Below are 14,552 nucleotides of genomic sequence, written 5' to 3'. Positions count from 1 at the left end.
ACTATGCAAATTTATTTTAAAATAAAAATATCAATATGATAAAGGCTATATCAAAAGAGGTTTTGATCAAACTTTTCGATGTTATATAAATTAACGCTAAGCTGTTTGGGTCAAGCTGGAATTCAATGTTTTGCTTATCTTATTTAGAAATGTCAATAAATCCTAAAGAGAGAGTCCCTTTAGTTTTTCTCCCCATTTTCCAAGCTCGTGAATAATTGGAGATAATTCATGACCAATTGCTGTCAATTCATATGTTACTCGTGGTGGAACTTCTGGATATACCGTACGTTTTACAACTCCACTTTCCTCTAATTTTCGCAATTGCAAGGTCAACATACGTTCGGTAATATTAGGAAGACACTTTCTGATTTCATTATATCGAAGACTTCCGTTGATTAGATAGCAACAGATAGCTAAAGACCATTGACCACCAATAATATGAGCTGCAAATACTTCAGGACACTCATTTGCTAACATTTGCCTATTGGCGAAATTACTGGAACTTTCTTTGATTTTTGTCATCATCTACATTTTTTATAGTACCGAACATTGGGTTACCACCGTACCAAAATAAGAAATATCTATCTATTTTTAATCCCAGATAGCAACGTTAATGAAACTATTACAGTTATCAGATGCTGCGTGGTAAATAGTATATAAAACTTTTTAATAACTAGATATAATGAAAACGTTAGTAATGATAATTCACCCAAATATAAACGAATCAATCGTTAATAAAAGGTGGATTGAAGAATTGAAAAAATACCCGGAAAACTATGAAATCCATCAATTGCATGAGAAGTACCCCGATGAAATAATAGATGTAAAGGAGGAACAACAATTGATTGAAAAGTATGATAAAATTGTATTTCAATTTCCTTTTTATTGGTTTAATTGCCCCCCGTTTTTTAAAAAGTGGCTGGATGAGGTGTTAACATACGGTTGGGCTTATGGAAAATCAAGTGGTTATAAGTTAGCGGGAAAAAGAATCGCATTGGCATTGTCTGTTGGGGTTGATGAAAAAGAGTATTCCACTACAGGCAAGTACAAATATAACTTGGATCAATTAACTAGTCCATTTGAAATTACCTTCAATTATATTCACGCGAATTATCGTCCACTTTTCGCATACTATGGCATTGAACAAAATGTTTCGGAAGAATGGGTCGAACGGAGTGTTCCACTGTATCTTAACTTTTTAGAACAGTTTTAGGCGTCCGATACTAAATTAAAGTCGTGGGTGATTTAGTAGGCCTGTGTCATTTAAAATCAAAGGCATCTTTAGTTTATCTTATGTACATAAAAATAGCAAGGATGGTTTTCACGTGTTTCCTGCATTATTCTGATAAGATGCTGAGAGTTACAAAGTGTGCTGGCAATATCTTTTAGCTAATATTTCGACCGCTATACCATTCACTAATTTGAATAAATGATGATCCAGAAACTTAAAGTACGGAAATGCGATGGCTATTAGATTATAATCGTTTAATGAAGAATAATCTGAAAAGAATTTATCATTTTCAATCAATCTTAACGCGTTAAATTTAATTTATCTTGGTAAGAGTTAAGGACAAAAAAAAAAGGTTTTCAAACGGNNTATAAACCTAAATTATGATAGTTCAAAGATAGTGTGTTTTATACACACCTGCAAGTTTTTTTTAAAAATAATATAGAAATGAAGGTGCCGATTAAGTTTGTTTGTTATAGCCCCATCGGTGACAGTTTCTATTTATGTTTTCTAGTTTGAATAGAAGCAATTTCTTTTTATTCCGGTTCTCTGATCTTATGCACCGAAAAAAGGGACAATATTAGTTCAGAGTTGATTAATTCATAAGAAGACCAAGAGACGTAGCTGTATATAGATTTGTGTTAAGAAATTAAAAATTAACGTATAAATGCTGTGCTCCAAAAATAGCTACATACTTTTGTTGGGGCACAGTGTCTGATTCTTGAAGAAATATTACTCTGATAAAACCCCAACATAATAATTGAACGTGTCTATATCAATATTTTCTTTATTTAATCCTGGAATTTTAATTGCCCGAAAATGCTGATCTAAATGGACCAACTGTCTGTTTTTACCCTTTATTCCAATATGTATTGGCATATGAAACCCTTTGACTTCGCTAATCCATCTTCCCAGTATTGCACCGGAAGCATCCTGTTGGATCTCTAATGTCGGAATAGATGCATGCTGAACATACTGTTCAAATACTTTTGATAGATCCAAACCGGATTGCTGGCTTAAATAACGGACAATATCATTATAGTCAACCTGTTGATGGTAAAATTTGCTGTTCAAGCCTCGTAATAACTTGCGCCATTTATCATCATTGGCTATCATCGTACGGATCATGTTGAGCATAACACCACCCTTTGGATACATATCACCGGAACCTTCTTTGTTAACGTGATACGGCCCCTGAATGGGGATGTCATTTTGAATGCCACGTCGAATACCATGGACATAAGCTTGACTAGCTTCTTTTCCATAAAAGTAATCAATGAACAAGGCTTCAGAATAGTTGGTGAAGCTTTCGTGAATCCACATATCAGCGAGATCAGCAGCGGTAATGTTGTTGCCGAACCATTCGTGGCCCGATTCGTGTACGACAATGAAATCCCATTTTTTTCCCCATCCTGTGCCTGACGCATCGCTGCCAAGATAGCCATTTTGATAACCATTTCCATATGCAATAGCACTTTGATGCTCCATTCCCAAATGATGAGTTTCAACCAATTTGTAACCGTCCTCGTAGAATGGATAGGGGCCGAACCAATGTTCAAATGCGGTAATTGTACGCTTTGCATTGTTTTGAAGATGCGCCTTTTTATCAGCTGTATTATTCTCCCGCAGGATATAATAATCTATATCCAACGGACCTTTTTCACCTTGATGCTTTTCTTGGAAATGAACATAGTCACCAATATTGATAGCGACATTATAATTGTTGATAGGATTGACTACTTTCCAGTGAAATTTTGTATATCCGTCGTTCAGATTTTCGACCTTTGCTAATCGACCATTGGATACGTTCATTAGTCCTTTTGGGACTGCGACTGAGATGAGCATACTATCGACTTCATCATATTGATGATCTTTGTTTGGCCACCATACACTAGCGCCCATGCCTTGACAGGCTGTTGCTATCCATGCTTTTCCATTGCTGTCTTTTTTCCAGTCGATTCCACCGTCCCATGGTGCTTTTATCGCTTCTGTAGGGTGCCCTTCATAATAGACCGTGAATTCTTCTTGGCTGCCCTTGTCGATTATCTTTGGGAAATCTACATACACCGCGTTATATTCCCGGGTAAAAGGAAGGTCTTTTCCCTGATAAACGACTTTGTTCACTTTTAAATCCGCAAATAAGTCGAATTGCAGACGCTTAAAATCTTCCGCTGCCCTGAAGCGGAATAAATTGGAGCCCGAGATGAATTTGCTATCAATATCTACCTTAATATCCAGATGATAATATTGGATGTCATAGCAAGTTCTTAGGGGTGTCAGGTTGCCCCTAAGTGAATCTGCTCGCGTGAATTCATTTTTGACTTTCATCAGCTGCGCGGCCACATGCTCGCTTTTTGCGGTTAAAATGGCATAGGCAGCAAGTGCAATTAAATGTGTTCTTTTCATGGGTTATCTTCCGCCTGGAGGGCAATGTAATTTTAAATAGTTCGTAAATAATGTTTTTAGATGCTCATTGGTGCCTTTTCCTTCACTGATAGCGTGACTGCGGTTGGGATAGGACATCAATTGAAACTGAACGTTGTTTTTGATCAGTTCATCAATCAGCACTTCGGCATTCTGATAATGTACATTGTCATCACCGGTACCATGTATATATAGTAGATTTCCTTTAATATTTTTTGCATACTTTAATGGCGACCCATTTTCAAAATCTGCTAGATTTTCTTGAGGTAATCCCATATAACGTTCTTGATAAACATTATCATAAAGCAGCTGATTGGCTACTGCGGCTATCGCTATTCCTGTTTTATAGATTTGTGGATATTGTCCCAGCAGATTAAGCGTGCTTGAGCCACCTCCGCTCCATCCCCAGACTGCAATGCGTGAGCTATCTACGAAAGACCATTTCAATATTTCCTGTGCCGCCAGTGCCTGATCACGGATATTGAGCTGTCCAATATTACGGTAGATGCTTTTTCGCCATACATTGCCTTTGGGAGCAGGAGTACCACGGTTATCAAGCGAAATATAGATATAGCCGTCATGAGCCATATTTCCTTTGTATAAGCTATTGTATCCAGCACCAAAATTGTCCAGTACAGTCTGCGATGCTGGTTCGCCATACACCATAAAAACTACCGGATACTTTTTGCTGGTATCGAAATCAAGGGGTTTGACCATCCAGCCATCTAGCTCGATGCCTTCGGCAGTTTTGATTTTGAAAAATTCTGCAATACCGTCACTTGCTTTCTTTTGACGCTTAATTTCAAAGTCCACTAAGGTTTGATGGTTCGGTAGTGATACTACGGCATCATATTTAAGTTCAGCACGATTACTGAAGTTAAAGATCGCCGTCTTACCGTCTTTAGAGATATCATAGACGCAAGTTCCCTCAAACGATGTAGGTGTGAGCCTTTTGGGAGAGCCACCTTTAGTAGAGACGCTATACAGATATTTTTGAGTCGCATTAGTAGGAGAAGCAGTAAAATAGATTGTTTCTCCTTTTGGATCTAGAAAATCAAGATTAATAATGTCATAATTTGCTTTCGTAATGAGCTTTTCATTACCTTTTAAGTCGATTTGATAAATTTTTCGCCAGCCGTCTTTTTCAGAAACCCATATAAATGCTTTCCCTTCCTGGATCCAGTCCCAGCCCGAAGGGTCGTTATTATTCCATCTTGCCTTGATATCGATCCATGAATTGCTCGTTTCGCGATGTATCGCTTGAGCTTCATGAGTAGCAATGGAAGCTGTGTAAATTTTACTCTCGTTTTGTTTCCTGTTGAGTTGCTGAAAAATAAGCTGTTTGCTGTCCAGACACCATTCCATGCGCGGAATATAATGCTGTTCAGGATCTCCGGGGATATTGATATGATGGCTGTCTTTGCTAGCAAGTTCATAAGTCCAAATCGAGCACGCGCTTGGTGATTGTCCTACCTTTGGGTATTCGACAGGGATGGTAAAAGAGTAGAGACTATCCGTATTATTGATCATTAGAAAATTGCGGATACTACGTGCATCAAGCTTCCAGTATGCAATCGATTGGCCGTCGGGAGACCACCTAAAACCATCTTTGCAACCAAACTCTTCTTCATAGACCCAGTCAAATGTTCCATTGATCATTCGGTCAGTACCATCGGTTGTGACTGCACTGATGGCTCCATTCGTTAAATCTTCAACATAAATATTATGGTCAGCTTTGTTTACATAAGCCACTTTGTCATTTAGGGGACTGAACTTTGCAAACATCAACTGAGCTGAAGGAAACTGCTTCCCCAATTGTTTCAATTGGTTTGACTGTTTGTTATACACCCAGTAGTCTCCTCTTGTATTCTCGCGCCACACCTTCGCACTATTTGTATAGATTAAAATTAGTTCCTTATTCTTGGATATGGAAAAATTCTCAACTTTTAATGCTGTTTTCATTCCCTGAGGAACAAGTAATTCATGAGATAAAAAGATTGTTCTGGAACCGTTTTTAGGATTGACGGTTTCTATTCCTTTATCCGAAAATTCATAATATTGATCACCATTTTCCATCCAGAGTCTCTGAGCAAAGAGTGGATTGGATACGTAGATAACTAATAACAGATTGACTATAATAAAATGTCTAATTCGATTCATTTGTTTATGATGTTTGTAAGTCAAATATTCAACGCACAGCGTTTCGCCATTTCGGCTTCCGGTATCCTTAATTGGGAGCATTGTCTTTAAGCTGATAGATTTCATTTACCTCCCGTTCCAGGTATTTTCCCAGACGTCTTGCCCCATTCTCCTGAATAATATAATTATCTTCGATACGGATACCGCCAAATTTGAGGTGTTTTTTCAGAAAATCATAATTGACAAAATCCCTATGCAGATTTTGCTGCTCCCAAAGCTGTGTCAGCTCGGGGATGAGATAAATGCCCGGTTCAACGGTAAGTGCGTTACCCGCTTCTAACTGCTTGCCCAGTCGTAGGGATTTAAGACCAAAAGTCTTGGTGTCTTTAGGCTCGGTTTCGGTATAGCCCACATATTGTTCACCGAGATCTTCCATATCATGTACATCCAAACCGATGAGGTGGCCGAGTCCACATTGAAAGAATAAAGCATGTGCATGGTTAGCTACTGCATCTTGCACGTTACCTTTCATAAATCTAACTTGTATCAGGCCCTCGACAAGAGCTTCACAGGCTTTTAAGTGGATATCTTTAAAGCGAGCTCCAACAGTTAATAAGCGTTCAGCAGATTTAAAAGCATGTAAAACGATCTGATAAATTTCCTCCTGTAAAGACGTGAAGCGTCTGCCTACGGGAAAGGAACGCGTTAGGTCGGAGGCATATCCGAGTGATGTTTCAACACCTGAATCGTTTAAAAGGAGGTCTCCCTCATGAACTTGATGAAATTGCATGTGGTTATGCAAAATTTCACCTCGTTTGGTAACGATCGGGGGATAAGAAAAAGACATGCCCTGATCTTGTGCAAAATGCTGCATGGCATTGCTGATCTGATACTCATAAAGACCGGGTTTGGTCATCTGAATGGCAAGACGGTGCATATCCACAGCGACGTCCACAGCTTTCTCTAATTCAATAATTTCTTCTGCTGATTTAAGACTGCGTTGTGCGGCTACGGCCTGAATTAAAGCGATAGATGGTTGAAACTGTTCAACCGGACAATTAAGCAATTTCCCAAGCAATAATTTGTTGTGCGACTGATAAGGGGGGAGGTAATGGATCGAATTTTTTCCGCCTTTTTTTAGGTAGTCAAAGAGATGCTCAAAAGGAAGTAGCTTATGGATACCTGAAAGTGCAGCTTTTTCTGCCAGAGTCTGCTGCTGTCCCATCCAGACAATTTCATCGATGGTCATTTCATCGCCAAACAATACGGTTTCTCCCAGGTCAATATCGAGCACAGCGGCTAATCGAGGGCTTTTTATGCCGATATAATATAAAAAACTGCTGTCTTGACGAAAGGGGTAAGTATTGTGTTCAAAATTGATCGGATTTTCAATATTTCCCAACAACAAAACTTTACCTGAAGTAAATTTTGTAGTGAGTTCGTTCCTGCGGGTAATATAGATATTTGTGTTAAACATAAATTTTTGAAAATTAAGAGCGGCAATGGGGCCGTTATCTGATGAAAATATCAAAATTATTTTTATTCTGTTGTGTGGTAGCGTTTAGTTGAGATTTTAAATGGTGTCATTTATATTATAATATGCTAGCTAATATCGTTAAAAATTTATTTTTTGATCCGTGAAATAAGTGTCGTCAATAAATTGTTTATACGCTTGATACTTTTACGCTGTTACAATTGCTTACTTCAAGTGATTTATGCATCAAAACAAAATAATATTGGTATTTAATAAAGTTCGAAGTTTCCATTGAATATTAATTATCACAATTTATCAAAGTCTAATTGTATTTTAACCTTGTTTTTTGAAAAATATTAGGTTATGTTATGTGATTTTATGACCTACCGATTGCATAATCGGTAGATATGCTAAATATTATCCCATTATATACATATTTTGTTTTTGTTTTTATATCTATCGCGGGGATATCTTTACTTGTTTCGTAGTTGTTATATTTATGTTAACTAAACAGTAGTAGTTTTGAACATAAACTTATGAAACCCTATGAAAACGCTCCAATTTAATGTGCCCTGTATGCAGGGCCAAAGCCTCACTGTACAAGAAGATATTTTAGAAACTTTTTATCCGCACCTTCACAGACACCAGGAAGCACAGCTCATGTGGATAATAAAAGGAAAGGGAATATTGATTGTTGAAGATACGTTACACCCTTTTAAGGAAAATGATATTTTCTTCTTGGGAGCAAATCAACCACATGTATTTAAGTCGTCTTCTCAGGATGGTTTTTCAAATGAATCCCGCTCTATCTCTATTTTTTTTGATCCAAATGGTAAGCTCAAGTTAATGTTTTCTTTGGAGGAATTTGAATCGTTAAATCAGTTTATTTACAACAATTCATGTGGTTTTAAGATCCCAGATGAATATTTCATGCAAATTTCAGAGAGAATTTTACAATTGAAATCTTCAGATCAGATGGATAAATTGATGCATTTTTTCTACCTTTTGCGATCTTTGGCGACTATATCGAGGGACACAGATCCACTTTGCGCAGAAAGAGGTGAAGTGATACTCGACCCAATTCATAGCTCCAATCGAATTGATCTAATCTGTAATTATATTAAAGAAAACTATAAACATGATCTTAGTCTCGAGGATGTCGCTGACCATGCAAACCTCACGCCTCAGGCATTTTGTAGGTATTTTAAAAAACATTGTGGGGTTACTNNCTTTTGTCGCATATTTAAATCGAATACGAGTTAAAGAGGTTTGTAATCAATTGAACGAAGATCATCTAGATAGTGTTTCGTTTATCGCGTACAGTTGTGGATTCAATAGTATTACCAATTTTAATCGTGTATTTAAACAGATTATCGGCTGCAATCCTAAAGAATATGTTCAACACTATAAACAGACACTCTACTCAGTTATATAAACATAAGAGCCTTGCAATGTAATTCTTTCCTAATATTTCGTCTTTGAATTTCAAATATAGGATGATTTTTTACTTGATCTTGTTTTTTTGTTTTAAACTTTTGTTTTTTATTTTGGTTTTGTTTGTTTTTTATTAGGATGTAATGGAAAAGTGATTGTTAATGTGTTTTTTTTGTGCTATTTCGGTTTTGTGTCTTGATATTTGTTGATTTTATTTAACATTTGTGGTTAATAATCGGGTAATAGTTGTCAAGATTCGGTTAGTAAAGAGGATGAGAGGTCGATAACTTAGTTTATAATAAAAAGCACTATAAACTAAACATCTGAAACTAAACTTATGAACAGAAAAAGCATTGCTATGCTAGCCGCTACAGTCTTAGTAAGCTCGGCAGTATATGCGCAAACAGTTTTGAAGGGGAAGGTGGTCGACCAAGACGGGAAACCTATCCCTGGAGTTACAATCACACTTAGAGATGGAACCGGTACACAGACTGGGCAAAATGGAGAATTTACAATAAACTACAAACAGGCCGGGCAACTAAGTGTTTCGGCTATTGGTTACAATCGTAAGGAGGTTAACCTGACCAACCAGACGACACTAGAAGTTACTCTATTGTCCGATGAAAGAAATTTGGAAGAGGTAGTTGTAACCGCCATGGGCATTACTAGAGAAAAAAAATCTTTAGGTTATGCTACTCAAGAAATTAAGGCGAGTGAGTTAACTGATGCAGGACAACATAGTTTAACAGGCGCTTTGGCGGGTAAAGCAGCGGGAGTTCAAGTCAATCAATTTGGTGGTGCAATAGGTTCTTCAGCTCGTATTTCAATTCGAGGCAATTCCTCGTTACAAAAAGATCAGCAACCATTGGTTGTTGTTGATGGTATCCCAATTACAAATGATGCACAACGTTCGGGTGATAATACCTACACAGGGGTTGACTATGGGTCGGGATTGAACGATATTAACCCGGATGATATTGAAAGCTTTAATATTTTGAAAGGTGGGGCGGCAGCACTCTACGGTATGCGTGCAGGGGCTGGCGTTATTATGATTACAACGAAATCCGGTAAACGTGCAGCCAATGGGGTACAAATTTCCTATGATGGAAATTTTTCCATTGATAGGGCCGTCAATTTACCAAAGTACCAAAATCTTTATGGCCAAGGGTCTAGAGGAGATGAGTATAGTTACAAAACTTTAGGAGAAGGAGAATCGTATCAGGACTATGTTCTTAAGAATGCTTTTAGTTATGTTGATGGTACGGGGGAATTTGGCGTCAATGATAATATAGATGAATCTTGGGGGGCAAGGATGGATATTGGATTGATGATTCCACAATTTAATAGTCCGGTTGTAAATGATGTACGTCAGGCTACTCCTTGGATTTCCAATAAAAATAATGTAAAGCAATTTTTTCAGACAGGTTTTTCTCAAAACCATAATATCTCCCTGCTTTCTAAAACAGATCGTTCTTCGACTCGTGCATCTATTTCTTTTAGGGATCAACGTGGAACTGTTCCTAATACAGATCAAAAAAAATATACAGCTCAGTTAAATAATGAATATAAAATTAGTGACAAATTTTCTTATGACATAATGAGTAATTTCACACGTACCGAAAGTAATAACCTAGTTATGCAAGGGTACGATAGCGCGAATCCGATGAATGGATTGATCTGGTTTGGACGACAGGTAGATATGCAAGATCTGAAGAATAATTGGGATCAGCGTGATGAGCAAGGAAATTACACTTATTATAATTGGAATTCCGCGTATCATATGAATCCATTTTATACCATGCATGAGTCTCAAAATGCACTTAAAATGAACCGTATTTTCGGAAAAACTTCATTGCATTATCAACCTTTTGATTTTTTGAGATTTGAAGGCCGGGTGGGTTTAGATTATTATAATACGCATACTTTCGAAACAACCTATTTTAACTATGACAATCAGAACGGAAAATTCAATGAAATGAAGAATAGCAATTCTGAATTCAATGCAGACTTTATCGCAAACTTTAATAAACAATTTGGTGATCTAAGTTTAACAGGAATTTTAGGTGCTAATTATCGAGATTACCAATTTGAAACAAATACACTAGGAGCGAAAGGATTGAATGTATTAGGCGTATATACAATCAGCAATAAAATTGGGGATGCTTATACTTTGATGGATCATGCTAAAGGACGTTCAAATTCTGTCTATGCACAAGCCAATTTAGGATGGCGTGATCAGTTGTATTTAGATGTAACGGCGCGGAACGATTGGTCGTCGACATTAAAAAAATCGTTTTTTTATCCGTCAGCTAGTTTAAGTTGGTTACCTACAACGAGTTTTGAAGGATTGAAAAGTGATTTCCTGAATTTCTGGAAGTTGCGGTTTAATATCGTAAAGGTCGGTAATGCGACGCGTCCATATCAAAATGGAAATTACTATTATGCACAGACAGATTCTTATAATAATTTAGCTCAGATGTATAAGAGTATGACTTATGCAATTGAAGGCTTAGAACCAGAAGCAATTACTTCATACGAAATCGGAACAGAGTTAGGTTTATTGAAAGATCGTTTACACGTAGATTTTACCTACTATCAAAAGACAAATAAAAAGCAATTGCTTCAGGTTTCAACGTCCAATGTGGTTGGTTTTAGCTCGATCTTCCTGAACGCCGGTGAGATCAAAAGTAAGGGTGTTGAACTGCAGTTACGAGGGGATATCCTAAAAAGAGAAGATGGACTAAATTGGACAACAACAGTTAACTTCTCGAGGGATAAAAATAAGGTTGTTGAACTTTATCCACAATTGGATTTAAAAGATTACAGGATTGGCTGGACTTGGGGTATTTCCAATATGGCATCTGTGGGTAAGCCTTGGGGGAACTTAGTTGGCCCTGGCTTTGATCGTGTAGAGGATGGTCCAATGAAAGGAGCGATAAAAATTGGTAATAATGGATTGGTTGCTACCCCGCTAGATGCTCAGGATATTGGTAACGCTGTGCCGGATTTCTTAGCTTCTATGCGCAACGATTTTACCATCAAAGATTTCAGATTTGGATTTATGCTTGATTTTCGAAAAGGTGGTGATGTATGGTCACAAACCATGTCCCATGGTTATGTTACAGGTATAGCTGAAATTACAGCTGCTAATGGCATTCGTGAACGCGCAATTGTGGCAGGNNAGAGATGTAATGACGAACGAAAAATTTGCGATGTCGGATGGAAATGGTGGCTGGGTCGAAAATACGATCGAGACCAGTGCTCAAGATTGGTACGAAAACGGTGGAATTGCTGAAATGTATGTTTTTGATGGTTCCTTTTTGAAATTGAGAGAAGCTTATATATCATATAACTTACCTAAACATCTCTATAGTAAAATAAAAGGAATTAAGCGTGCTAATATTTCTGTCACGGGAACGAACTTAGCTATGTTGTGGGTACATAAATCTAATACGATGCGTTTAGATCCGGAAGCGGGAGGTGTTTCGAGTGATTCAAGAGGAGTAGGATTTGAACAAGCGACTGTCCCTAATTCAAGAAGTATAGGTCTTAAACTTGGTTTTACATTTTAAATTTCAGGATAAAGTTTAGAACTAAATAAAAATAAATTTATGATTATGAATACTTTTATTAAAAAACTAAAATATACACCAATTCTAGCAGCACTTTTAATATCGGGATGTACCAAAAATTTTGAAAAAATTAATACGGATCCAGATGCATTAACAGATGTTCCACCACAGAATATGCTGGTAAATGTGATGAGAAATGCGGGAGATCAATTTGGTGGCGATGTAGATGGTTATGGTACATTTGCAGGTTACATTGTTAAAATTCAATATCCAGATAATCTAGGGGGGCTGATTCCTTCGAATAATACTTACGGTAATCGTTGGGCAGCTTGTTATTACAATATCACCCAAATGATGGATCTATTGAAGAAAACAGAGGATAAAGCGGAAGGATATAAAAATACCCGAATTATTGCTAAAATATGGAATAACTACATGTGGTCCTATTTATTGGATGGTTGGGGAGATATCCCTTATTCAGAGGCGTTTCAGGGTCGACCAGAAGACGGATCTATTTTGAAACCCAAATATGATAAACAAGAAGATATCTTTCCTACGGTCTTAAAAGACCTTAAAACTATAGCTGATGAATTGGCTGCTGGGATAGGTACAGATGAAATAGGTGACTATGATATTATTTATGGAGAAGCCAATAGCGGTAGTGCAGACATAAAGGAACAAATGTTAAGATGGCAAAAATTCTGTAATTCACTACGTTTACGTATGGCGATGCGAATTTCTTCCGTTGCTCCGGCATTAGCGAAATCCACTATTGAGGAAATTGCGGGTAATACAAAAAAATATCCTGTTATTGAAACAAATGCCGAAAGTTGTCAGATGTTCTTCCCTGGTACTCTACCTTATATGGAGCCTTGGTATGAATCCGGTATCTACGGTAAGCGTATCAATAATTGGGGAATGTTTGATATTTTTATTGATCATTTAATTGCCACAAAAGATCCAAGAATAGCTTCGATTGCAGGAAAAAATAATGCGGGTAAGTATGTCGGATTTGTAAACGGTTCATTGACCAATCCCTCTCCCTCAACCTCGATTTCTTGGATTGGTGATCATTATATCAACAATCCCGCTGGAGCAGTACCTTTCTATAGGGCTTGTGAAACTTATTACATATTAGCAGAGGCAGCTTTGTCAGGGTACAATGTTGGAATTTCCGCAAAAACAGCTTATGAAACGGCAGTTACGCTTTCTATGCAAGATAATAATGTAGCAGCTGAAGATATCACAACGTATCTTGCTGATGCAGGTAAGTTTGATGATACGAAAAGCCGTATTTACTGGGATATGTGGGTAGCGTTGTTTAAAGAAAATTTTGAGGCATGGAGCTTATATAGGAGAACTGGTATACCAACTACAAACTATCCTTCGAAAATTCAAAAATTCGAAACAGTGCACACCGATCAACCATGGCGTTTGCCGTATCCGAATAATGAATATTTGTATAATGCAGAAAATGTTAAGGCTGCAGCAAGTGGAACGGTTGATTATAATTGGGGTAAGCGACTATGGTGGGCAAAAGATAATGGCAAAAAATAGTTTCATATGTTTATTTTTGCGCAGCGAGGCAATTTCGATTGTCTCGCTGTTTTAGTTGTACTCTCCCTGATTATTTTTTTAAAAAACTTGTTGATCAACGGTTTGTGCCGGAGTTTCTTTTCTCAATTCGACAACGGTTACGGTTTGCAAGAATAAGCGCATCAAGGCGAAGACGGTATTTAAAGGAATAGCTGTAGCTAGAAAATCTACAATGGACTGGTTCCATAACTTCAAACTTCAATTAGTCATAAATGATAGAGGCGAGATTTTGAATGTTCTGATTATGGCATGGACGCAAGACCTCTGCTTCGCTATCGTTCCGTGTCTCCTTCGATGCATCTTCGTATCAGGATCAGGATGTATCCGTGGTGAGAGCGACATGAGTCCGTGGTGAGTCCGAGTTAAACTCGGAGATAAGAGAGTTGCATGGCTGTCAGAAAATGCTCTTATCTGCTCCTAAGTACGAATAAGGCCCGAAGATGCCTCGAATCATCTTCGAAGAAGGGGTTAAATAGTCGATAAGACACGGACTCCGTTCTGAAAAATAACATCAGTGAAACACTATTGAAGGTACTCAACGGATTTATATCTGGTAAATGGAGAAATGTGCCAAATAGTTTTGTCGTATTCGGTTAAAAATAAAAAAATCTAGTTTGCTAAAAAACGTAACGTTACGATTGCCCCCCCCGGTTACCCACTGAACATAAAAAAAGGTTTTCAAACG

Annotated in this window: 11 protein-coding genes; 7 read left to right on the top strand and 4 right to left on the bottom strand. The window is 37.5% G+C overall.

Annotated elements, in window-relative coordinates; genetic code table 11:
- Window positions 1-162: 162 nt before the first annotated feature.
- The gene (locus B4G94_RS09795) at window positions 163-525 is read right to left on the bottom strand and encodes a winged helix-turn-helix transcriptional regulator (protein WP_286858609.1); all 363 of its coding nucleotides are present in this window, start codon (window positions 523-525) and stop codon (window positions 163-165) included.
- 157 nt (window positions 526-682) lie between these two features.
- Between B4G94_RS09795 and B4G94_RS09790 the strand changes: the two genes are divergently transcribed.
- Window positions 683-1,213 carry an NAD(P)H-dependent oxidoreductase gene (locus B4G94_RS09790; protein ID WP_286858608.1) on the top strand — a complete coding sequence of 177 codons (531 nt, stop codon included), beginning with the start codon at window positions 683-685 and terminating at the stop codon, window positions 1,211-1,213.
- A 747-nt stretch (window positions 1,214-1,960) separates the two neighbouring features.
- Here B4G94_RS09790 and B4G94_RS09785 read toward each other — a convergent pair.
- The 3 genes from B4G94_RS09785 to B4G94_RS09775 all read right to left on the bottom strand — a co-directional run bounded on the left by B4G94_RS09785 (window position 1,961) and on the right by B4G94_RS09775 (window position 7,268).
- Window positions 1,961-3,634 carry a M1 family metallopeptidase gene (locus tag B4G94_RS09785; protein ID WP_286858606.1) on the bottom strand — a complete coding sequence of 558 codons (1,674 nt, stop codon included), beginning with the start codon at window positions 3,632-3,634 and terminating at the stop codon, window positions 1,961-1,963.
- A 3-nt stretch (window positions 3,635-3,637) separates the two neighbouring features.
- A complete protein-coding gene (locus B4G94_RS09780) occupies window positions 3,638-5,812 on the bottom strand; it encodes a S9 family peptidase (protein WP_286858604.1) in 2,175 nt (724 codons plus the stop codon).
- A 67-nt stretch (window positions 5,813-5,879) separates the two neighbouring features.
- Entirely contained in the window at window positions 5,880-7,268 is a 1,389-nt protein-coding gene (locus tag B4G94_RS09775; protein WP_286858602.1) for an aminopeptidase P family protein, read from the bottom strand.
- A gap of 543 nt (window positions 7,269-7,811) precedes the next feature.
- Here B4G94_RS09775 and B4G94_RS09770 point away from each other — a divergent pair.
- From B4G94_RS09770 to B4G94_RS28090, 6 genes are all read left to right on the top strand, one after another.
- Window positions 7,812-8,528 carry an AraC family transcriptional regulator gene (locus B4G94_RS09770; protein ID WP_286858600.1) on the top strand — a complete coding sequence of 239 codons (717 nt, stop codon included), beginning with the start codon at window positions 7,812-7,814 and terminating at the stop codon, window positions 8,526-8,528.
- A complete protein-coding gene (locus B4G94_RS28095; protein ID WP_414711821.1) occupies window positions 8,422-8,700 on the top strand; it encodes a helix-turn-helix domain-containing protein in 279 nt (92 codons plus the stop codon). The genes B4G94_RS09770 and B4G94_RS28095 overlap by 107 nt, the downstream gene beginning before the upstream one ends.
- 336 nt (window positions 8,701-9,036) lie before the next feature.
- Window positions 9,037-11,994, top strand: coding sequence for a SusC/RagA family TonB-linked outer membrane protein (locus B4G94_RS09765; RefSeq protein ID WP_286858599.1), 2,958 nt, complete (start codon window positions 9,037-9,039; stop codon window positions 11,992-11,994).
- Window positions 11,891-12,271 (top strand): hypothetical protein, encoded by a 381-nt coding sequence (locus B4G94_RS09760; RefSeq protein ID WP_286858597.1) that lies wholly within the window; start codon window positions 11,891-11,893, stop codon window positions 12,269-12,271. Before B4G94_RS09765 ends, B4G94_RS09760 begins: the two co-directional genes overlap by 104 nt.
- A 39-nt stretch (window positions 12,272-12,310) precedes the next feature.
- The gene (locus B4G94_RS09755; protein WP_286858595.1) at window positions 12,311-13,828 is read left to right on the top strand and encodes a SusD/RagB family nutrient-binding outer membrane lipoprotein; all 1,518 of its coding nucleotides are present in this window, start codon (window positions 12,311-12,313) and stop codon (window positions 13,826-13,828) included.
- Between the two features lie 160 nt (window positions 13,829-13,988).
- Window positions 13,989-14,222, top strand: coding sequence for a transposase (locus tag B4G94_RS28090; RefSeq protein WP_414711822.1), 234 nt, complete (start codon window positions 13,989-13,991; stop codon window positions 14,220-14,222).
- Window positions 14,223-14,552: the final 330 nt, after the last annotated feature.

This window comes from Sphingobacterium sp. UBA7625 (assembly GCF_002484085.1).
Classification (GTDB): Bacteria; Bacteroidota; Bacteroidia; order Sphingobacteriales; family Sphingobacteriaceae; genus Sphingobacterium; species Sphingobacterium athyrii.
The sequence above is the reverse complement of the archived record's forward strand: the minus strand, read 5'-3'. Positions and strand labels throughout refer to the sequence as shown.